The sequence below is a fragment of the Chitinophaga ginsengisegetis genome, from assembly GCF_900168065.1.
In the GTDB taxonomy this organism is placed as follows: Bacteria; Bacteroidota; Bacteroidia; order Chitinophagales; family Chitinophagaceae; genus Chitinophaga; species Chitinophaga ginsengisegetis.
Genome location: NZ_FUZZ01000007.1, coordinates 57,763 through 80,080, shown reverse-complemented (window position 1 = coordinate 80,080; position 22,318 = coordinate 57,763). Strand labels below are relative to the sequence as shown.

Sequence of the window (22,318 nt, the reverse complement as noted above, 5' to 3'; positions counted from 1 at the left end):
TCAATGAAATACCTATTGATTGCCCTGGTGGCCGCTTTACTATTTATACCTTTTCTGGGGGCCGTACATTTATTTGACTGGGATGAAATCAACTTTGCAGAAGCAGCCCGGGAAATGATAGTAAGCCACAACTACAGCCAGGTGCAGATCGATTTCCGTCCTTTCTGGGAAAAACCACCCTTATTTATATGGATGCAGGCAGGCAGTATGCACCTTTTTGGCGTAAATGATTTTGCTGCCCGTTTCCCCAATGCCATCATCGGCATTGCTACACTGATCAGTTTATTTGCCATCGGTAAAAAAACAGTGGATGAAAGATTCGGTTTCTGGTGGGCATTGGTATATGCAGGCTCCTGGTTACCGCATTTCTATTTTAAATCAGGTATTATAGATCCTACGTTTAATTTCTTCATCTTCCTTTCTATCTACTTTGCCTATCGCATTGGCTATAACAGTAAGCCTTTCCGCATGGCCATTCTCAGCGGTTTATTCCTGGGGCTGGCAGTATTAACCAAAGGACCGGTAGCCATACTGGTGGCTTTGCTGTGCCTGTTGATATACTGGATCTGGAATAAAGGAAAGATCAGTATCCGTTTTTCCCATATCGGCTTAATTGCCCTGTTTGCCTGTGTTACCACACTGTTGTGGTTTGGGTATGAAATTATTGCACATGGCTGGTGGTTTGTCAATGAATTTGTGGCTTACCAGATCCGCCTGCTTACTACGGAAGATGCCGGTCATGGTGGCCCTTTCTTTTACCACTGGATTGTGTTGCTGATAGGTTGTTTTCCGGCAAGCACCTTTCTTTTTACCTATTTGCAGAGCAGGAAAAAAACGATCTACTCCACTCCTGCCGCCATTGAGCTAAAGGATTTCAAGGTATGGATGTGGGTATTATTCTGGGTGGTGCTGATCCTCTTCTCTATTGTAAAAACAAAGATTGTACATTATTCTTCGCTGTGTTATTTCCCGCTGTCTTTTCTTGCAGCCTGGCAGGTGTACCTCCTCTCTGAAGGGAAGCAGCGGCTGCGGGGCTGGAATATTGCCCTCATACTTTTTATAGGTATTGTGCTGGGACTGGCGATTGCGGTATTACCGCTGGTAGGTGTTTATAAAGACATGCTGATTCCTTATATCGGTGATAAATTTGCCGTTGCCAACCTGCAGGCAGATGTGCCCTGGTCGATAGCGGAAGCCGGGTATGGTGCAGGCTATATAATCCTGGTAATTGTGAGCAGCGTGTTACTGATACGCCGCAAAATCAGCAAAGGGTTGTTGTGTTTGTTTATCAGCTCCATCCTGGTGATCCAGGTAACAGTGGTACACTTTGTACCCAAGATAGAAGCCTATTCACAGCGTGCTGCGATAGATTACTTTATTTCCCTGCAGGGTAAAGACGTATATGTGAAGGCGTTAGCCTACCACAGTTATGCACAGCATTACTATTCCAGGGAGTTGCCGCATTCCAATAAAAACTATTACAATGAAGACTGGCTGCTGAATGGCCAGATAGATAAACCCGCCTATTTCATTTGCCGTATTACGGACAGTGAGCCTTACCGGCATCATCCTAACCTGGAGGTGATTGGTGAGAAGAACGGGTTTGTGTTCCTGAAACGGAAGTAGCCGTAAATTATATTTAATAAAGAAGAAAGCCCTTCCGGTTAGGAAGGGCTTTCTTCTTTATTAAATAAATCCATTAAGTTATACGGCTGCTTTATATCTTTTCTCTACTTCATCCCAGTTTACAGCGTTCCAGAAAGCATCGATATATTCCGGGCGTTTGTTCTGATGTTTCAGATAGTAGGCATGTTCCCATACGTCGAGTGCCAGGATGGGTGTGCCTTTATCTTTCACGATATTATGCATCAGCGGATTGTCCTGGTTAGGGGTATTGATGATGGCCAGTTTTTTCTCCGGGGTAACGATGAGCCATGCCCAACCGGAACCGAAAACAGTTTTTGCGGCATCATTGAATTTTGTCTGGAATGTTTCCCAGCTGCCGAAAGCACTGGTGATGGCTGATTTCAGCTTATCAGAAGGTGTTTTCTTTGTGGGAGATAATAACGTCCAGAAGAGGGAGTGATTATAATGTCCACCGCCATTATTGCGAACGGCTTTATCTTTATCCGTTACTTTGTTCAGGATTTCTTCCAGCGACAGTGTTGCAAAGGCAGTACCGGCGAGGTTATCGTTCAGATTTTTCACATAGGCAGCATGGTGCTTATCGTGGTGAATTTCCATAGTGAGCTTGTCGATATGAGGCTCCAGGGCATCATATGCATAAGGCAACGCAGGTAGAACAAAGGGTGCTTTAGGATCGGCAAAGGCCGGCTGTCCGGATACAGAAGAAGTGGCCAGGCTGCTCAATGGCCCGCTCAGGATGGCGGCGCCGGCAAGACTGGTAAGCTTGAGAAATTCTCTCTTATCCATGTTTTATTATTTAAATATATTATTGAGTAATAAAGATCGAGTCAGGCGGGGAAAGCCGCAAATATTAAACCAAATCTCTTTGGTGGGGAGAGATGAAAAGTAATATTAAAAGTAAGGTAAAAGTATAAAAATGAGGATTTAATATCAAAATAAAGGGAAACTTTTACTTTGTTTTCATATTAAATTACTATTTTACCATACATTCATATCATGATTGCAATGATGAATTGTAGTTAATTGTATGATTGCCAGATATATTTATCCCGGGCCTGGCAGGCAAACAAAGAAACCTGTTCATTAACCCGCCAATACGCCAACGTAATAACCGATCACATATATAATTAATATTTTAAGCGAATACTAAAGAGCAACAGGAATTGCTTTACACACGATGATATAGCGTAATCCAGTGCAAGCAATCCTGGCCCAACCTCGATAAAGCAGGAAACATGATACAAGAGTACCTAAGGAAACAACAGGTTGAAAACAATGACTATAAGCCTGTTTTTTATGATTTGAAGAAGGCACAAGACCTTCAGTCCTTCGAAACCCTTCTGAAAACCCGTCCGCACCTACGAATTAACGACCATATCGACTCTCAGTTAAAGGAGCTGATGAAAATCAGGAATCCTACTAAACGCTTGACTGCCGCGGAGTACGAGGAAAAAGTACAGGCACATCTTGCTGGAGTTTCCCCGGAAAAATATGGGGTATGGGTATATTATCCCTGGAGTGATCACGTAGTGCACCTGGTAAATGAAGCGGAGTTTATTGAGCTACGTACCAGCAGGAACCAGCATAAAATTACGGCGGAAGAAATTGCGGTATTATCCAAAAAGAAGATCGGCATTGTGGGCCTGTCGGTTGGTCAATCCATCGCACTAACCCTGGTGATGGAGCGTATCTGCGGCGAATTACGGCTGGCGGACTTCGACCGGCTGGAGCTGACCAACATGAACCGGATCCGTTGCGGGGTACATAATATCCAGTTGCCGAAAGTGGTAATAGCTGCCCGGGAAATTGCGGAGCTGGACCCCTTCATCAAAGTAAGCATTTACCAGGATGGCATGACTGAAGCCAACATGGACGACTTCTTTACCAATGGCGGTGTGCTGGACATTTTCGTGGAAGAGTGTGATGGTGTGGATATTAAGATATTAAGCAGAATAAAGGCAAAGGCACTGAAAATACCAGTTGTTATGGAAATGAACGACAGAGGTATGATAGATATTGAGCGGTTTGATCTTGAACCGGACAGGCCGCTTATGCACGGTCTGATACCGGAGGTGGATATTGACACCTTAAAGGGTTTGACGGATGCGGAGAAACTCCCTATTTTCAGCCCCATGCTGGCGCTGGACAAGGCATCCTCCAGGATGAAATTTTCCCTGGGTGAGATTGGTAAAACTATTACCACCTGGCCCCAGCTGGCCTCTTCAGTTGTACTGGGAGGAGCACTGGTGGCCGACACATGCCGTCGCATTGCCCTGGATCAGTTAAAGAGTTCAGGCAGGTATTACATAGATTTCGAGCAGTTGATTGTTTAACATACTTATGCCTTGTATAAGCGCTATTCCGCAATGTCATGATTAATGTAAGGGTATTTAGGGCTCCGGATGATCCTGAGGCTTGCATGAGATTTTATACCGGTCACCTCAAGTTGCTGGAAATCTATTTCGGTATTGCCCAGGTAACATCCGGCAGTGCTGACTGGATGCAACATGAAAATACAATAGTGATCATAGTGGAGGACGATACTCGTACCAAAACATATGGTGGGGCACGCGTGCAGATTGCTGACGGCGTGTTGCCACTGCCCATTGAAACGGCGATAGGCAAATACGATCCAAAAATATATTCATACGTAAAAAAAGGTAGTGCTGAGATCTGCGGAATGTGGAATTCCAAAGAAGTGGCCGGAATGGGAATCGGCAGCCAGGTACTGGCAAGAGTGGGTGTTGTATTGGGCGCACAGCTACCAATAGACACCTATCATGTATTGTGCGCTCCTATCACCACCCGGGTAGGAAAACGCGTAGGTTTTGTAATAGATGAATCACTGGGAAACAATGGTACGTTCTTTTACCCGAAAGACGACTTCCTGGCTACCGCTATGGTGATCAACGATTGCTACGACCTGCCACATGCCGATCCAAAAGAAAAATTACTGATTTCAGACCTGCGTGAAAATCCAATGCAGTCTAAAATAGAAGTGGGTCCAAAGGGTTCCTACGAGGTAAACTATAGCCTCCGGATCCCTACACACGCACATTTTACCCCATAAACAATTAATCGGGGCCGGTATTTCTGAAAAAACATATAAATTCAAGCCTGATACTTAATCTATTTCGTGATGCTGTCCAAGATTGTTGGTTTATGGTCAATCTTTACCCTGTTAGTCCTGTTTCATGTAACGGCACAACCTGTTGTGTTCAAAAACAGTAGATCGCTGCTGCAGATAGGTGGATATCTTGAGCTGTATACCGACAAGGCAGACACCCTCACAATCGCCTCCGCTCCCATGCAGGCGTTTAAAGTTTCCGGACAGGAGGTACCCAACCTGCAGATCACACCCTATACGCAATGGGCCAGGTTTTCCATCAACAACCAGTCGAAAGCCGAGAAGTTATTGCTGGAAGTAGAATACCCTATTATTGATGATATCACGCTATACGAACTGTTGCCGGACGGCACTATCAGGCAAACGCGCCTGGGGGAGTTTACCGCTTACAAAAACCGGGGATATGATCATCAGAACTATCATTTCCCAATACGGCTGCTGCCCAATGAAACGCGGCAGTTCTATCTGAAAGTAAAGGCAGGAGAACAGTTGCAGCTACCTATTTACCTGGGCACCCCGGAAAGCATCTTTGAAAAGAACAACAAACGCGAGCTGATTTTTGGTATATACGTGGGCGTTATCCTGGCGATGGCCTTTTATAATCTCTTCATTTATATATCCACCCGCGACAACAGCTACCTCATTTACGTGAGTTATATTATTTGCGTGGGCCTTACCCAGGTAACGCTGCAGGGGTACTCCTTCCGTTTCCTGTATCCCAACAGTCCCTGGCTGGCCATGCATGCCACGGTACTGGTGCCGGTATTCAATGGTCTTACGGCGCTGGTATTTATTCAGCAGTTCCTGTCTACCAAAGTGAATTACCCGCTGGGGCATAAGCTGATGAATGCAGTGATTGTACTGTACCTGCTTTGCTTCATACCTACTTTCCTGGACATGTATAATTACGCGCAGATACTGGTGCAGCTGGATGCTTTCCTGGCGGCGGTAATGGCCTTTGTTGTTGCCTACCGTATCAGCCTGAAGGGGGTAAATGCGGCGCGTTTCTTCCTGATAGCCTGGTCAATATTCCTGATCAGTATTTTCGTTTTCGTACTGCGCAATTTCAATGTCCTGCCATATAACAACTTCACCTATTATGCGCTGCAGATCGGCTCCGGTGTGGAAGTACTGTTGCTGTCGTTTGCACTGGCACATAAGATCAATGTGTTTAAGGCGGAAAAAGAAGCATCACAGCAAATGGCACTGGCTATTTCTCAGGAAAATGAAAGACTGGTAAGGGAACAAAACATCATACTGGAAAGTAAAGTAAAAGACAGAACTGAAGACCTGCAGGCTACCAACCTGGAACTGAACAATGCGTTAACAAACCTGAAAGATGCCCAAACCCGGCTGGTGGAAAAGGAGAAGATGGCATCGCTTGGTCAGCTTACGGCTGGTATTGCGCATGAAATCAATAACCCGATCAACTTTGTTACCTCCAATATCAAACCGCTGAAACTGGATATTGCTGATCTGAGAGAGCTGTTAAACCGCTATGATGAATTACCTGTGAGTACCGATATCTCAAAATCGCTGGCTGATATTGCCCTGTTCAAGAAAGAAATTGATATTGATTATATCCACGAAGAAATTTCTTCGCTTATCAAAGGCATAGAAGATGGTGCAGCGCGCACCGCAGAAATTGTGAAGGGCTTACGCACTTTCAGCAGGCTGGATGAAAGCGAGGTAAAATCCATCGACATCCATGAAGGACTGGATTCTACGCTGGTATTGCTTCGCAATGCCATACCACCTTATGTGAACATTATAAAGGATTATGCGGGCTTGCCGAAGATAGAATGTTACGCCGGTAAAATAAACCAGGTGTTCATGAACATTTTCAGCAATGCGCTGAACGCTATCAAAAGCAAGAAGGAACATCACAATGAATTCATCTCCATCACTACCAGGCAGGAGAACAGTTTCATTGTTATTACCATCAAAGATACCGGTATTGGTATGTCGGAAGCCGTGCGGGAAAAGATCTTTGATCCTTTTTTCACCACCAAAGATGTAGGGGAAGGTACCGGGCTGGGATTATCTATCGTATTCAGTATCATTGAGAAGCATAAAGGGAAGATAGTTGTGAATTCGGCGCCCGGTGAAGGAGCGGAATTTATTATATATTTACCACTCAGTATCGCAAATCATTTATCGTAATTAACCATAAGGGTCTTTTAATGAAAGAAAACCGCATAAGAATATTATACATAGATGATGAGATTCATAATCTGAATGCGTTTAAAGCAAGCTTTCGCAGAAGTTATGAAATTTACACGGCTACTTCAGCACAGGAAGGCAAACTGCTGCTGAAGGAGATCATGGTACATATTATCATCGCAGATCAGAAAATGCCAGTATCTACGGGTGTGGAATTCTTCAATGAAATTAAAGATACCCTGCCCGACCCGATGCGTATTTTGCTGACCGGTTATACCGATGTGGAAGATATTATCGATGCCATTAACAAAGGGCACATCTACTCTTATATTAAGAAGCCCTGGGATGAACATGAGCTGCATAAAACCATTAATAACGCTTACGAAATATACCGTACACGGAAGCAGCTCCGGGAAAAGATAGAAGAGCTGGAGAAAACGAACGATGAACTGAACCGGTTTATTTATTCCACCTCACATGACCTCCGTTCCCCGCTAATGTCTGTGCTGGGTATTATCAATCTGTCCAGGCTGGATAATTCCGTGGTAGATCCCAATGGTTATATAAACATGGTAGAAACCTGTGTGTTAAAGCTGGATGATTTTATCCAGAAGATCATTGAGTATTACCGCAATTCCCGGCTGGAGATAGAATATGAAAGAATTGATTTCAACACGCTGCTGAACGACTGCATCACTGCGTTTAAACCGCAGAATACCCAGATCCGTTTTCAAACCAACGTGGAGCAGGCGGTTGATTTCAGGGGAGATACCTTCCGGATCAGTGTTATTTTAAACAATCTTATTTCAAATGCTGTTAAATACCAGAAGCCGGAGGAAACAAATCCAATGGTCAACCTGGCGGTTAAAGTGGAACCTCACAAAGCAACCATCTGTATACGTGATAACGGGATCGGAATTTTAAGTGAACATCTGAACAATATTTTCAAGATGTTCTTCCGGTCCAAAAATAATAATAAACCGGGCAGTGGTATTGGCTTGTATATTGTTAAGGAAGCGCTGAGTAAGATAGGCGGTACCATCAATGTAGAGTCCAAGTATGGAGAGGGCACCCAATTTGAAATTACCATCCCTAACAGAAATGAATTCGATACCTGACCTGCGAGTCATATTGATTGATGACAATGAGATTGATTTGTTGCTGCATGAGAAGTTGATCGGATTTCAACAAATCAGCAGAACGGTGATTTCGTTTGTAAATGCCAATAAGGCACTGGAATTCCTATCTTCCAATATTGCCCTTCCCAAAATTCCGCCTACTGTAATCCTGCTGGATATCCAGATGCCGGAGATGGATGGCTTTGAATTTCTGCAGGCATTTGATTCCTACCCCAGTAAGATTAAGTCCCAATGTCATATCGTAATGGTGTCGTCCTCCCTGGATTATGGAGATATTACCCGTACCAACGCGAATCCTATGGTAATTAAATTGCTCCGGAAACCCTTATTGTTAAAGGATTTAAAGGAAACTGTGGAAGGAATTTTCAAAGATTTTCTATAAAATGTTGGTGTTTACAGGAAAAAATATATTTTTGCATCCCGAAGAAAGCAATAAACGGGGGATTAGCTCATCTGGTAGAGCGCAAGCATGGCATGTTTGAGGTGAACGGTTCGAGCCCGTTATCCTCCACCCGTAAAGCCTGACACAATGTGTCGGGCTTTTTTTATGTGTGTACCCGGCGGCGATCAGGCAAATGCGTCGCTCAAACTGGTGGCCACGGGCCTGGCTTGTTTCAGAGGTAATACGATGATGAAGGTAGCGCCCTCTCCTTCCCTGCTCCTGGCGGTGATAAGTCCGCCGTGTTTATCAATTACTTTTTTAGCGATAGCCAGCCCGATGCCGGTCCCTTCATAAAGATCGGAAGTGTGGAGACGCTGGAAGATGGTAAATATTTTAGAGAGATATTTTTCATTGAACCCGATTCCGTTGTCGCGGATAACGATGCGGCAGTATTGACCTCCCTCAAAGGCTGCACTGTCGGGGTTTAGATCCGTTACGATATCTGCGGTGATATCTATCTGAGGGGGTATATCTTTCCGCGAAAACTTTAATGCGTTGCTGATGATGTTTTGAAACACCTGGCGTATTTGCCCCGGAACCGCTTCAATCTGAGGCATTTTTTCCACAGTGATGATCGCGTCCCGTTCAACAATCATCAGCTCCAGGTCCACCAGGATCTCCTGGATAATTTTATTGAAGTCGGTAACTTCGTTTATGCTTACCCCGGATAAACGGGAATAGTTCAGCAGGTCGTTGATGAGCCTTGCCATGCGTTCTGACGACCCTACAATCCTTTCCATATAGGAAAGGGCGTTAGGGTCTGTATGCAGAAACTTGTCTCTTAAAATAGCACCGAAAAGCTGAATCTTCCGCAAGGGTTCTTTCAGATCATGAGAAGCAACGGACGCAAACTGTTGCAGGTCGTGGTTACTGGCTTCCAGCGATTTATTAATCTCTCTCAGTTCTTCCGTTCTTTCCCTTACTTTCTGCTCCAGCATTTCATTTACCTGCTGCTGGTGTGCAATCAGTGCTTCCTGCGCGAGCTTTCTTACTTCTACTTCTTCTTTGAGCGACTGATGCATTAGCTTCAGTTCCTGTGATTGCTGATAAAGACGGGAGAATGTTTTTACTTTCATCAGGAGGATGTCAGGATCTACCGGCTTGGTGATATAGTCGATCCCGCCGGAGTCATATCCTTTTACAATAAAGCGTTTGTCTTTATTTACGGCCGACAGGAATATAATCGGAATGTCTTTCGCCTTACTGTGTCCGGAGAGTGCTTCCGCTACTTCAAAGCCATCCATGCTGGGCATCTGCACATCCAGGATGATAAGGGTATAATTATGTTTAAGTATTTTTTTCAGCGCTTCCTCACCAGACAGCGCAGTGTCCACTTCGAACTGGTATAGTTCAAGGGTTTTCCTGATAGACAGTATATTTTCCGGCTTATCATCTACAATTAAGATCATATAACATACTCGTTATAACAAGAGGGCGACGGGTGGAAAACGGCCCAATGTATTCTTTTAAACATTGACAGCTCAATAATCATACCTCTGCCATTCGGTTTATGAAGGCAGCCATTTCGGATGGCTGCAGGATAATATCAACGGGAGCGTGCAGGATGGCTTGTCTTGGCATATAATCCGAATCCGCAGTGGCCGGGTCCTGCACGGCGGTGGTGCCGCCGGCATCGTGTACATCTATCAATCCTTCGGTACCATCGGTGTTGGCGCCAGAAAGCAGTAAGGCGGTCATCCTGCTGCCATAGGCCAGCGCTGCGGATGTAAAGGTAACGTCAATACTCGGCCGGCTGAAATTCACCTTCTCCGAATCATCCAGGGAAAAGGTATGATCTGTTTCTATCAGTAAATGGTAGTCGGCCGGCGCAATGTAAATAGTAGCCGGTAACAATGGTTCTTTTTCTGAAGCCTCTTTAACCGGCAAAGCGGATTTAGCCGACAGCAGGTCTGTTAGTACAGATTCATAATGGCTTTGGCGGTGCAAAACAATTAAAATGGCTGCAGGAAGCGATGCAACAAGTCCCGGCAATAAAGTCAGGATAGGGTGCAATCCCCCGGCGGAACCGCCTATTACAATTAAGTATGGTGCTGTGGTCATATAGCCTCTTGTTTTGTTATTACAGCTGCACCTTTCGCCAGATCTTCTCCCGGTTTTCCAGTTGTTTGAATTTGCCGGTTACGCTGGTGAAGTTAAGTGTTTCCTTACTTCCCAGCGCCAGGAAGCCCAGCTGTTCCAAACTATCACTGAATAGTGTTAATACCCTGTCCTGTAATTTTTTACTAAAGTAGATCAATACATTGCGGCAGATGATTAACTGGAATTCATTAAATGAGCCATCTGTTACCAGGTTATGCGGTGAAAAAATGATCTTCTCCCCGAGGTCTTCCCGGAACTTGGCATATTCATAATTGGCTGTATAATACGAGGAGAAATCTTCGCGGCCACCGGACTCCATATAGTTGCGGGAGTATTGCTGCATTTGCGAAAGCCGGAACATTCCTTTGCGGCCCTTTTCCAGTACGCCCGCATTGATATCGGTAGCATAGATCACTGCTTTGTGCAGCAGTTTTGCTTCTTTGAGCAGGATGGCAAATGAATATACTTCCTCACCGGTGGAACAGCCGGCATGCCATACCCGGATAAACGGATAGGTGGCCAGCACCGGCAACACCTGGGTACGCAATGCCTGGTAGAAAGAAGGGTCCCTGAACATCTCTGTTACATTTACCGTTATTTCTTCCACAAAACGTAATGCGTATGCCGGATCCGAAATAATACGGTACCGGTATTCGGCAAAACTGGGAAAGCGGTCTACCTGGTACAGATGATTTACCCGCCGGTTAATAGAAGCGGGGGCATACTCTGTAAAATCATACCCATATCTTTCCAGTATATCATTCAGCAACAGGGATACTTCCTGTTCGCTTATCAGGTTCCTGCTCACGTTTATTCAGATAAATATTGTTGTAGCTGCAACAGTAACTCATCTACATCAATCGGTTTGGAAATATAGTTATCGGCGCCTGCTTCCAGGCATTTTTCACGATCGCCTACCATTGCTTTTGCTGTTACTGCAATCAGCGGCAGCCGGCTATTCCAGGGCATGGCACGGACAGCAGAAATAGTTTCATAGCCATCCATATCGGGCATCATGATATCCATCAATACAGCTCCTATTGCATGCTCTGTTGATAACACCTGCAATGCCTCCGCACCGGTGCTCACAGATACGCATGGAATATTCCTGGATCGCAATACTGCCTTTAACGCAAAGATGTTGCGTGCGTCATCATCTACAATTAATACCTGTTTCTGTTCCATACAAACTATTTCATGGCTTTATCGTATAACCATACCCGTAGTAATGATAACAATTGATCTACATCCACTGGTTTGGAAATGTAATCCGAAGCGCCCGCCTGCAGACATTTCTCCCGGTCGCCCATCATGGCTTTTGCAGTAACTGCAATCACCGGCAATCCTTTCAGCCCCGGTTGTTTCCGGATAGCAGCAATAGCATCGTAACCGTCCATTTCGGGCATCATCATATCCATCAGCACAATGTCTACCGGATGTTCCTTCAGCTGCTGCAGCGCCTCTTTACCATCAATGGCAGACAGTACCTTCATCTGGTGTTTCTCCAGTGCTTTTGTTAAAGAGAAGATATTGCGCACATCATCATCTGCCACCAACACGGTTTTATCTTTCAACACTTCATTCAATACGCCCATCTTCCCATTTCCACCCTGTGCTGCCGGCGCATTTTCAGATACCAGGTGCAGGAACAGGGATACTTCATCCAGCATACGCTGATAGGAATGCGCCGTTTTTATCACGATAGAATCAGCATACTGACGGATTCGCTGTTCTTCTGCCTTTGATAAACTTTTACCAGTGAAAATGATAATCGGGAGATTTTCCAGTCCCTTTATTTCCTTCACCATTTCCAGCGCTTCATAAGCCTGCTGATCAGGAATTCCCATATCGAGGATCACACAGTCCACGTCATGTTGTTGCAGCAGGGATACACCTTCTTCCACGTTATTGCTGATTTCGGAACTCACCTGGTAGTTACTGAGGAAATAAGCCAATGCTTTGGCGTGTTTCGCATTTTCTTCCAGGATCAATACTTTTTTGGTGGAACGCTGCAATACAAATTCCATTTTTTCAAAGATCAGCTGCATGCTCTCCGGATCTACCGGCTTGCTGATAAAGTCAACTGCGCCTTTCAGGAGGCTTTCTTTTTTTGCTTCCATGGAAGACATGATATGCACGGGTATCGGTCTGGTGGCCGGATCACTTTTCAGTTCTTCCATTACCTGCCAGCCATCTTTTATAGGCAGCTGGATATCCAGCAGGATACCGACCGGCTTGTAGATACGCGCCAGCTCTGCAGCTTCATCGCCTCGCACGGATACAATTCCTTTGTATCCTCTTGTATGTGTGAAGTCGAGCAACGCCTTTGCAAAATGCGTATCATCTTCCACGATGAGTATTACAGATTCGCCGGTTTCAATAAGGCCGCGGTCATCATAAACATCTTCCGGAACGGTAAGTGAAAGGAATCTTTTCTTTTGCCCGCCGTTGGTTTCTTCTACTACCGGTGACGGCAGTACGAAAGGTTTATTTACGGATGTTTCTGTTTTGCGGACCACCGGGATGGTAATGATGAATTCACTGCCCTCATTGTTGTTGCTGTTCACGGTAATTTGTCCGCCGAGCAGTTTCGCCAGTTCCCGGCTGATAGACAGTCCCAGGCCGGTACCACCGTATTTCCGCCGCGTAGATCCATCTGCCTGCTGAAACGCTTCAAAGATCACCTGTTGTTTTTCCGCCGGGATACCAATGCCGGTATCCTTTACTGCAAAGCGGATTGTTTGCGGCGCTTCTCCTTCCAGTACTTCCATCCGGACAAATCCCCTCGCAGTAAATTTCAGTGCGTTGGATAACAGGTTTTTGAGGATCTGTTCCAGTCGCAGCTGGTCTGTTTCAATGCTGGCGGGCACAGCAGCGTCCTGATGTATTTGCAGCTGCAGTCCTTTTTCTTTGGCAATCGGTTCAAACAATGCCTGCATATTGGAGCAGATATCGGCTATGGACACCTGGTTAAATTCCAGTTCCATTTTGCCGGATTCTATTTTTGAGAGGTCAAGTATTTCATCTATCAGCGTCAGCAGCCCTTTACCGGAGCTATTGATCACCTGTGCATATTCGACCTGGTCGCCATTGAGATTGGCATCGTGATTTTCAGAAAGGAGTCTTGATAACAATAAAATCGAATTCAGCGGCGTACGCAGTTCATGCGACATATTGGCCAGGAACTCTGATTTGTAGCGGGTGCTGAGGGCCAGCTCTTCTGCTTTTTTATGTATATCCAGGTTCCGTTCCACGATGATCTGATTTTTCTCTTCAAGGAGACGGCTTCTTTCTTCCAGTTCTACATTCGACTGCATCAGTTCTTCCTGTTGCACTTTCAGTTCTTCTTCTGATACCTGGAGTTTTTGTGTCTGGGCTTCCAGTTCTACGTTCAGGCTTTCCAGTTCACTGTGTTGTGTTTGCAGCTCTTCTGCCTGGGCCTGGGTTTCTTCCAGCAGTTCCTGCAGGCGGGCACGGCTCCGGGTGCTTTGCAGGGCGATGGCGATATTAACGGCGGCCTGTTTCGCAAAGTCGATCACATTATCTTTAAAAGGGAACAGGGAGCCTATTTCTATCACGCCTTCCGTGATGCCTGCATGAATGAGCGGAATGATGAGTACATGGCCGGGTTGCGCGGAAGCCGCAGCACCGGCGATATGCAGGAAATCGTCTGGTGCTTCCCGGATGTATAGCGGCTCCTTTTGTAGTACGCTTTGGCCGAGCAGGGTTTTGCCTACTTCAATTACGGGTGGCGCCGGATGGGCCGGCGATAGTGCAAATTCAGCGGCTAAGCGCAGTTCACCGGAATACCGGATGTACAATACGCCTGTTTGTGCGCCGGTGTATTGTACCATATCTGTTAATGCGTCTTTACTGAGCGAATCCATATCCTTTTCACCGAGCAGCGTTTCGCTGATGCGGTTAAGCCCTGTCTGGATCCATATTTTCTGGTCGGCATGATACCGGAATGTTTTCAGATCTGCGGCCATCTGCACTATTGCGTGGCCAAGTACATCGCCTTCGCTGCGGGGCTTCACATCAATATTAAAATTGCCCTTACCGATACTATCGGCTGCAGTGGCCAGTTCCTGGCTGGTTTCGTCGATAACGGCGAAAGAACGTGCCAGGCTGCCAATAGCATCTTTGGCGTGTACCTCCGGCGCTGATCCTGGTACCCCTTTTGCAATATTCACTGCCGCAGCCCGCAACAGTTCCAGGCTATCGGTGATGCCCTTAATAGTATAAGAAATAAATACTACCACCAATACGATGATACCTACCAATATCAGCAGGTAGCGGGTTTTCAGATCATTTTCTTTTTTGGAGATAATTTTTGCGTCCCGGCCTACTTTATCCATCACGGAGCGCTGCAATTGTTTCAGCTGATCTACTGCTAAAGAAGAGTTATCCCACCAGGAGTCTGCGTTGAACAGGGTATCAATTTTACGGGAGGTGATAGTGCTTTTAATGAAATCATTTGTGATGGTCATTTCATTGGAGGATTCCATTTTAAGATAATCCTTTGAAACGGCGGGAGAGGCTTTGTCTACCAGCTCTGCACGCAGGGCGGCATACATGTCGGCATTGTTTTCTATGCGGGCAAAATCTTCCGGCCACACTTCTTTTTTCAGCATGAAATAATAAATATCCATGCGGATCATTCCCTGGTAGGCTGCCATCTGTGCCAGCAGGTATTGTGCATTCATATCCTGCTGAACAGCTTTTAATACCGGGATATCCGGGGTATTGGTATTGGCCAGGTCGTTCAGACGGAAAATAAGGTTGGAATAATAATCGAGCACTTCCCGTTGCGGCATGCTTTTGTTATCGATGTCCTTTCTTTTTTTGGGAAGTGTATTTAGCAGTGAGTATTGGAAGAAATGGCTGTCATTGGCCAGCAGTCTGCCTTTTACACCATCGATGGCGAGATCGGTTTTAGCGCGTTGCATAAGCAGGTCGTTCAGGCTTCCGGTCAGCATCACATAGTTTACGCTATTCCTGCGCTCCATATGGATTTCATCGGCTACTCTCATGATAGTGGTGGCAGTGGTAATTTTCTGCACCAGGTTATCGATGGTACTGATATCTTCACTCTGTTTATTGAATACAGCTATACCAAAATATACAAGGCATGCCAATGGTATTACAGCAACTAACATCAGCTTCCTGGGAAGCGGGAGCTGCATAAAGTATTTCTTCATTTGCCTGAGCTTGTTTAACTTTTATGGGGATACTGTCCTGCAATCTATGCTTACAAAGAGTTTGAGCAAATTTTACTTCAAACAGTATCCCTAAAACGAATTATGTGATAATAAAATAACAACAAAATCTTAGATTTGTCTCTATTCCAAAACGATATGCCCGATAGTTGTAAATATACCTCAGTACTTTTAATTGACGATGATATAGATGACAGAATGATATTTGGTGAAGTATTAAAAGAGCTGGCACCGGATATTATTTACCATGAAGCTATAAACGGAGAAGATGCACTATTTAAGCTAAACAACAACCTGGTGCCCGACCTCATCTTCCTTGACCTGAATATGCCGAGAATAGACGGGAAACAGTTTCTTGCAGAAATACAGCAGCAGGATCATTTAAAACATATACCTATAGTCATCTATACCACTTCTTCACATGAATCTGATAAGAAAGAAACCCGGGAGCTGGGAGCCTCTTATTTCCTGACAAAGCCCAACAGTCTTCATGAGCTTACGCATATACTGGTAGATCTTTTACAACAAAAGTTGTTTTAATAAAGAAGCCTCACAAAGAATTGTGAGGCAGTTTTTCTACCATTGTTACTATTTTTAAACCCTATATATGCGTGAGCATATGCTTTGTATCTCAAAGATGGGTTTTAAATGATGTTCAAGTGTTAACCGGATCTTAACGACTCCCGCATTAAAATTGCTTCACTACTTCTTCCAGCCAGCCGGCCGAATGGAAATTTACTTTCACTGCAGGCTGAATGCCCTTGTTATCAATGCCTTGTCCTGCTGCAACCCTGCGGGAGCGGGTAACGGGATAGTCTATTGAGAAATCAGGCGCTGAAAACTTTACCCTGGCTACATTGGAGTAATCCAGCGCTCCTGCTGTGGGCGTGCCCATGAGTTTTACTTTCTGGCTTTGTGCGGCTTCCAGTAAAAACTGTTCTGCGGTATTACTGCATTTACCGTTGATGAGTATCGCTACTTTGGCCGGAGCCGGCAGCGGCGAAGGCAGGATCATGTTTTCATCCGGTCCCATACTCACCAACCGGCCCTGTAAACCACTACCCTGTTCGATCGCAGCCCGGATCTGTTCTACGTATTCTTCCGGTAGTTTTCCGGTTTGTTCGTCCAGGACATGTCTCCATGCGGCAATATTATCGGGTGTGGCATAAAAGTCGGCCCCGGTGATCCTCACGGGTTGGGTATACAGTAAAGGCCGCAGGCGTTCAATCAGTTTATCGGCGCCCAGGCCGCTGTTACGTACATCAATTACCAGGTTGGGGTTTCTGCGCAGGTATTCATCGTTTGCATTCAGTACGGAATCTGCCAGTGGATAGAATGCCGCATCAAAGCTGCTTATGCGCAGGTAGCCGGTACTGTCGTTTACCTGCCGGAAAAAGAGGGGCGCGGGCATATCGGCGAAGGCGGGTATTTCTGCCGGTGTGTTGCCGGCTTTCTGTAACGATGCCGTAGCGGGCTTCTGCCACCCCAATGCGGAAAGGCCATCACGCTGCTTTCCGATGGTGAGGGTATCAAAATTCACCTCCTGCGTTACATAGCTGATCATATCAAATTTATCCGGTCCGGTAGCCGCCAGTTCAAACAACACGTCGCCGGGTTTCCAATCCGGCGAAGCCGATTCCATAATCACGGCAGCATAAGTACGCAGCCCCCGCAGGTTCTTTACCAGGGCTACTTTGTAAAGGGAGTCGGCCTGGTAGATTCCGGCTACGCCACTTACCGGTTGTTTTTGCAGCAGGTCCAGCTGCTGGGGAGTGAGGGCAATTTTTTCTTTTAAGGGCGTGTAGCCAATGTGCAGGGCGAGGTGCTGGTCTTTAAAGAAGCGCAGGTAGCGGTTTACCAGCAGGAGGCAATGAGTGGCGCCTTTGATAGTGGCGGCTTGTAGCCGGATTTTTGTGAGCATGGCAGTATAAGCCTGCTGCGTAACCGGGGTTACTTTGTCGATAAACCCTACATAATTCTTTTTCAGATACACCTGTACGCTGTCAAATTTCTTCCTGCAATCGCACTCCTGCGCGTTTACAACTGTATTACACAGGAGTAATAACAATACTGCTATTGCTTTCATGGCAAAGGATTTGAATGTTTCTGGCTGATAATAAATGGTCTTTAAATATATATATTCGGGAGGAAACTACCAGAAAATATTTATCATCGTCCACCAATATTAATAAATTACATGTCCTAATAAAGCGCATATGCATTTTGACGAACTGGAAAGGCTGTATAATGAACAGGCATATACTGAAGCAATTACCCAACTGGAAATATACCTGCAGGATAACCCCGGCGAAGCCCGGGGCTGGCAACTACTGGGCTTATCCCAGCTGGAAAATGCCAAAGCCACTGACAACAGGGACCTGGCCACCGCCATGTACAACGAGGCCTACGAGGCATTCAGCCAGGTACTGATCATTGATCCCACGCATGTACAGGCCCGCGTACACCGCGCGTATATGGGCGCCAATATCATGGCCGACAAAGGAGATGAAACAATCGGCGATTGTGATATCCTCATTGCCGGTGGCGATGAAGAACTGACTACCAAAGCACTACTGTACCGCTTCCAGGTATGGGTACTAAAAAATGAAACGGAGAAAGCACTGGCAGATATGCAACGCAACCTCGAGGTGTATGGATCACTCTATGCCGATGATCTGCCCCAGTTGAATGTTGCGCGGTTCCAGTGTTTTACCCGTATAGGCGATGTATACTATCATACGGAAAACAGACCCGCTGCACTGGAATACTATAAACAAGCCTTTGAATGTACGGTGTTTAACAACCGCCTGCTGTCTACCACCTGGTTTGCGCTGGATATGGCGGATTATGACTTTGCCGCCAGCATGCTGCAGATCATGATCACCGCAGGAGAAAATACAAAAGATGATATGCTGCGTTTGCTCCGGCACATCCAGCAGCTGCTGGCAGATGGTGTGCGGAACGCTGCGCTGGCAAGGGAATTCTGCAAAGGCACTACCGAATTCTGGCAACAGTTTTTTGGAGATGATGATGATGAAGGCACCCTGGAACAGATCTCCACCGGCAAACGTTTTATTGCGGAATATCCCGGCGAAGCCTATTTCTATCATTATACCGCCACGGCATTCTTCAACATCGGCAGTTACCAGGAGGCATTGCCGTGGTACGAAAAGTCGCTGGCCATTAAGCCTTATCCATTCAGCGTAGTGAGGTGGTATTTCACGAGTTACAAAGTAAACGGGCAATTCCCCGAAAGCTGGCCGGATGTGGAGCATAACATTCCGTACGACTGGTACGCAGCGGGTGTTATCTTCAGTGAAATTATTCAACTGGAAAAAGACAACGGGGTAAAACAGGCGTCCACGGCCCTGAAGCGCTTCCTGTATAAAAAAGCTTTTGATATTTACCATGCCTATTGGTATGAGAATTCGGGCAACTCTTATGCAGGCCATCCGCATCATTTCGCCATGTGCTGCAACAACTATGGTATTGCTTTGTATGAAGGCGGTATCTTTGTGGAAGCAGCGCATGTGCACACCATCGGGTACAATATGTCGCCTTTCTGGGAGCAGCTGGAATCCAGGGCAGATGCGTATCACAGCATGGGTAAGCTGGCCGAGGCGATCGCCGACCGGCATACCATCCTGGAAAATTTCACGGAAGTATTGCCGCTGATGTACTATGTATCTATCCATGAACGAATGATCGACGACCTGTGTACATTAGAGAAACATGCCGAAGCATTGGATCTCTATGAAAAAATACTGGGAGAATATAATACCTGGATTGCAAAAGATATGCAGGAACTGGAGGACTACGACCGGGAAACCATTACGTATAACATCGACCGTATTAAAACCGGCCGGGCCTTTATCCGTACCAATAGCGCCGATGATTTGTCTGAACGTATACTGGCGCTGGAAACACACCTGGTGGAAAAGCCCGACGACAGTGATGCCTATTTCAACCTGATGTACCTGTATTTCGATAATGCACAGTACGAACATTGCATAGGCGCTATCAACAACCGTATTTCCATTGGCGGCATCACCAAACTACCGGTGATTTCACAAATGAAAATCTATTACTTCCGGGGAAAGGCGGCGCTAAAGCTGGGCCGTTATAAAGCGGCCATTACAGATCTGCTGCATACGCTGCAGATTATGTCCAACGGCGACGCGGCAGACAATGCACCCAACTACCGGTTTGGCGTATACGCTTTTCTTGCAGAGGCGTATCTCGGTGAAAAAGAATACGATGAATGCCTTGCATATGCCACACAGTGTTTAAACATTTACGCCAGCAATAACTGGGCGTGGGATACAGAGGCTTCTGCGGTGAGATATACGATGGCACTGGCTTACGAAGCAAAGGAAGATCCTGCCACCTGCAAAAAAATCATTGACCTGATTGTGGCGAATGATCCGGAATTCCGTCCTGCGGCAGAGAAGAAAAACGAATTGAGAGGAGGAGGATTATTTTCTTTTTTCAGGAAGAAGAAATAAATAATTCAGCTGTTTATTTTCTGCATGATATGGAGAAAGTAAACAGCTGAAAAAAAGATGATTGTCTTTTACATGGGCTTGTTAAAGCTCACCATCCAGAGAAAACCATATTTATCGGTTAACATACCAAAACGGTGTGCCCAGAAGGTTTCAGCCAGTGGCATGGTTACTTTTCCTCCGGCAGATAACGCATTGAATAATTTTTCTGATTCTTCATTTGATTCCGTACCCAGTGCCAGTGTAATAGTATCCCCATTTTTAGGCGCCGGCCCCATCACGGCATCGGACGCCATAATTTCAAAAGAAGATGTTTTCAAAAAAGCATGCATCACAAGATCTTTCGATGCAGCAGGTACATTTTCGCTTTCAGGCGCTTCGCCCACTGTCATGATAAACAGTTCTCCTCCGAAGATGCCTTTGTAGAAGTTCATGGCTTCGCGGCAGTTAGTTCCAAACGTGAGATAAGGTGTTAATGTGGTGGACATAACAATCTTTTTTTAGGGTAAGAAGATGGAATTCAGGTGAATAATAAAGTTAGGCAAAAACTAACTTATCAGCACCTTATTTCTTACCAGCAGGCAGGCTCCGATAATACCGGCGCTTTCACCAAGCCGTGACATTTTCAGTTTGGAATCATTACTTACCAGGCTGAGGGAATACTTTTTCATAGCGCTTTTTATGGGCAGGCGGATGTGATCCTGTGTAGCGGCCAGTGCGCCACCGAGTATCACCAGTTCGGGGTTGAAGATGTTCATGAGCAGGGCTACGCCGCGGCCCAGGTTCTCTCCTACTTTGGCGATGAGTTCAATGGCCAGCATATCGTCGTTGTTAGCGGCGTCTATAATATCATGCAGGTGGATATCTTCAGGTGATTGATGGGTGCGGCTGAGCATAGAGGAAGAACCCGCAGCCAGCTTTTGCCGGAACATGTTTACCAGCGCCCATCCGGAGGCTTCCGTTTCCAGGCATCCTTTTTTTCCGCAATGGCAGATGATTTCGTTGTCGAACATCGGGATGTGCCCCACTTCCCCGCTGTAGCCGGATTTACCGTAGTACAGTTCCCCGTTGATGAGTACGCCCATACCTATGCCATAGTCGAGGTTGAGGAACAGCACGTTGCGTTCACCGTTCACCAGGTCGGAGCAAAATTCTCCGTAAGCCATTGCCCGTGAATCATTCTCCAGGAAAACGCGGATACCCACCTTGGCAGCGATGACTTTGCTGAGTGGTTCGTCGTCGAAATAGAAGAGGCTGTAGTTGTAGCCGGTGGCGTAGTTGATGCGTCCCTGGATATTGATACCGATGCCGAGGATCTTTTCTTTGGGAACGGTGAGGCCATCGATAAAGTTATTGATCAGGAGGCACAGTTGTTCCAGCGAGGCTTTGGTATTATCCAGTTCGTAGGGCAGTCCTTCCACGGTGGTGACCAGGTTTTTGTGAAGATCCGACAAGCCCAGGTTGAGGTGGTCGTGTTTTACGTCCACCCCGATGAAGAAGGCCGAATCCGGTACCAATCCGTACAGGTTGGGCTTACGGCCGCCTGTGGATTCTATTTTGCCATAGTCCATCACCAGGCCATCGGCAATGAGGTCGTTCACCAGGTTGGTTACTTTGGGTGTGCTGAGGTTCAGCTCTTTGCACAGATCAGCGATAGTGGCATTGCCCGAATTGGCAAAGTAGGCCAGTGCGGCCTTTTTCAGGTTGATATTCTTATAGGCTACACCGGTAGCATTTGCGCTGTTTAATTCTTCAAAAAAGGTTTTAGCCATAGCCATCAGATAGACTTTTACAGTAATTGCTCACCAATTTAACAGCTTAATTCTGATTTTTTTAAAATTAGGGGCAGAAACACGCGGAATGTTCTCTATATAAATGATTTTGTTAATTCACAAAAAATAATACCTTTGCAATCCTTTTTGAGCTAAAAAGGGGCTCTTGTCATGTATAGCCGGATGGGGTTTCCGGGGCCGGGACGA

The 22,318-nt window shown here is 46.0% G+C and carries 17 protein-coding genes and 1 tRNA gene; 9 read left to right on the top strand and 9 right to left on the bottom strand.

The genetic code is table 11. The features are described 5' to 3' along the window. Positions 1–3 precede the first annotated feature (3 nt). Positions 4–1,626, top strand: coding sequence for an ArnT family glycosyltransferase (locus B5Z18_RS31675; protein ID WP_079473593.1), 1,623 nt, complete (start codon positions 4–6; stop codon positions 1,624–1,626). A 78-nt stretch (positions 1,627–1,704) separates the two neighbouring features. Here the strand turns inward: B5Z18_RS31675 and B5Z18_RS31670 are convergent, their stop codons facing one another. Then, positions 1,705–2,433 (bottom strand): superoxide dismutase, encoded by a 729-nt coding sequence (locus tag B5Z18_RS31670; RefSeq protein ID WP_079473592.1) that lies wholly within the window; start codon positions 2,431–2,433, stop codon positions 1,705–1,707. A 449-nt stretch (positions 2,434–2,882) separates the two neighbouring features. On the opposite strand from B5Z18_RS31670, the gene B5Z18_RS31665 reads away from it, so the two are divergent. From B5Z18_RS31665 to B5Z18_RS31640, 6 genes are all read left to right on the top strand, one after another. Further along, positions 2,883–3,980: an Rv1355c family protein gene (locus tag B5Z18_RS31665; protein WP_079473591.1), complete on the top strand. Its 1,098-nt coding sequence runs from the start codon at positions 2,883–2,885 to the stop codon at positions 3,978–3,980. Positions 3,981–4,066: 86 nt separating this feature from the next. Continuing rightward, a complete protein-coding gene (locus B5Z18_RS31660) occupies positions 4,067–4,717 on the top strand; it encodes a hypothetical protein (RefSeq protein WP_227024684.1) in 651 nt (216 codons plus the stop codon). Positions 4,718–4,786: 69 nt separating this feature from the next. After that, a complete protein-coding gene (locus B5Z18_RS31655) occupies positions 4,787–6,937 on the top strand; it encodes a sensor histidine kinase (RefSeq protein ID WP_079473589.1) in 2,151 nt (716 codons plus the stop codon). Between the two features lie 20 nt (positions 6,938–6,957). Then, positions 6,958–8,055, top strand: coding sequence for a sensor histidine kinase (locus B5Z18_RS31650; protein ID WP_079473588.1), 1,098 nt, complete (start codon positions 6,958–6,960; stop codon positions 8,053–8,055). Beyond that, complete coding sequence (locus B5Z18_RS31645) at positions 8,039–8,458, top strand: response regulator (protein WP_159454505.1); 420 nt, start codon at positions 8,039–8,041, stop codon at positions 8,456–8,458. Before B5Z18_RS31650 ends, B5Z18_RS31645 begins: the two co-directional genes overlap by 17 nt. A gap of 56 nt (positions 8,459–8,514) precedes the next feature. Then, positions 8,515–8,587 (top strand) — tRNA-Ala (locus B5Z18_RS31640). A 56-nt stretch (positions 8,588–8,643) separates the two neighbouring features. On the opposite strand, the gene B5Z18_RS31635 is transcribed toward B5Z18_RS31640, so the two are convergent. The 5 genes from B5Z18_RS31635 to B5Z18_RS31615 all read right to left on the bottom strand — a co-directional run bounded on the left by B5Z18_RS31635 (position 8,644) and on the right by B5Z18_RS31615 (position 15,819). Further along, positions 8,644–9,927, bottom strand: a complete 1,284-nt coding sequence (locus tag B5Z18_RS31635) for a hybrid sensor histidine kinase/response regulator (protein WP_079473586.1) — start codon at positions 9,925–9,927, stop codon at positions 8,644–8,646. A 79-nt stretch (positions 9,928–10,006) separates the two neighbouring features. Beyond that, complete coding sequence (locus B5Z18_RS31630) at positions 10,007–10,579, bottom strand: chemotaxis protein CheB (protein ID WP_079473585.1); 573 nt, start codon at positions 10,577–10,579, stop codon at positions 10,007–10,009. A gap of 19 nt (positions 10,580–10,598) precedes the next feature. Then, entirely contained in the window at positions 10,599–11,426 is an 828-nt protein-coding gene (locus B5Z18_RS31625; protein WP_227024683.1) for a CheR family methyltransferase, read from the bottom strand. A gap of 2 nt (positions 11,427–11,428) precedes the next feature. Beyond that, a complete protein-coding gene (locus B5Z18_RS31620) occupies positions 11,429–11,803 on the bottom strand; it encodes a response regulator (RefSeq protein ID WP_079473584.1) in 375 nt (124 codons plus the stop codon). Positions 11,804–11,808: 5 nt separating this feature from the next. Then, complete coding sequence (locus tag B5Z18_RS31615; RefSeq protein ID WP_079473583.1) at positions 11,809–15,819, bottom strand: response regulator; 4,011 nt, start codon at positions 15,817–15,819, stop codon at positions 11,809–11,811. Between the two features lie 135 nt (positions 15,820–15,954). On the opposite strand from B5Z18_RS31615, the gene B5Z18_RS31610 reads away from it, so the two are divergent. Beyond that, the gene (locus B5Z18_RS31610; protein WP_133256265.1) at positions 15,955–16,377 is read left to right on the top strand and encodes a response regulator; all 423 of its coding nucleotides are present in this window, start codon (positions 15,955–15,957) and stop codon (positions 16,375–16,377) included. A 148-nt stretch (positions 16,378–16,525) separates the two neighbouring features. On the opposite strand, the gene B5Z18_RS31605 is transcribed toward B5Z18_RS31610, so the two are convergent. Then, entirely contained in the window at positions 16,526–17,923 is a 1,398-nt protein-coding gene (locus B5Z18_RS31605; protein ID WP_079473581.1) for a S41 family peptidase, read from the bottom strand. 130 nt (positions 17,924–18,053) lie between these two features. Here B5Z18_RS31605 and B5Z18_RS31600 point away from each other — a divergent pair, with 130 nt between their 5' ends. Beyond that, the gene (locus B5Z18_RS31600; protein WP_079473580.1) at positions 18,054–20,342 is read left to right on the top strand and encodes a tetratricopeptide repeat protein; all 2,289 of its coding nucleotides are present in this window, start codon (positions 18,054–18,056) and stop codon (positions 20,340–20,342) included. A gap of 68 nt (positions 20,343–20,410) precedes the next feature. On the opposite strand, the gene B5Z18_RS31595 is transcribed toward B5Z18_RS31600, so the two are convergent. Further along, the gene (locus B5Z18_RS31595) at positions 20,411–20,827 is read right to left on the bottom strand and encodes a VOC family protein (RefSeq protein WP_079473579.1); all 417 of its coding nucleotides are present in this window, start codon (positions 20,825–20,827) and stop codon (positions 20,411–20,413) included. Positions 20,828–20,887: 60 nt separating this feature from the next. Further along, positions 20,888–22,111, bottom strand: coding sequence for an ROK family transcriptional regulator (locus tag B5Z18_RS31590; protein ID WP_079473647.1), 1,224 nt, complete (start codon positions 22,109–22,111; stop codon positions 20,888–20,890). Positions 22,112–22,318 lie beyond the last annotated feature (207 nt).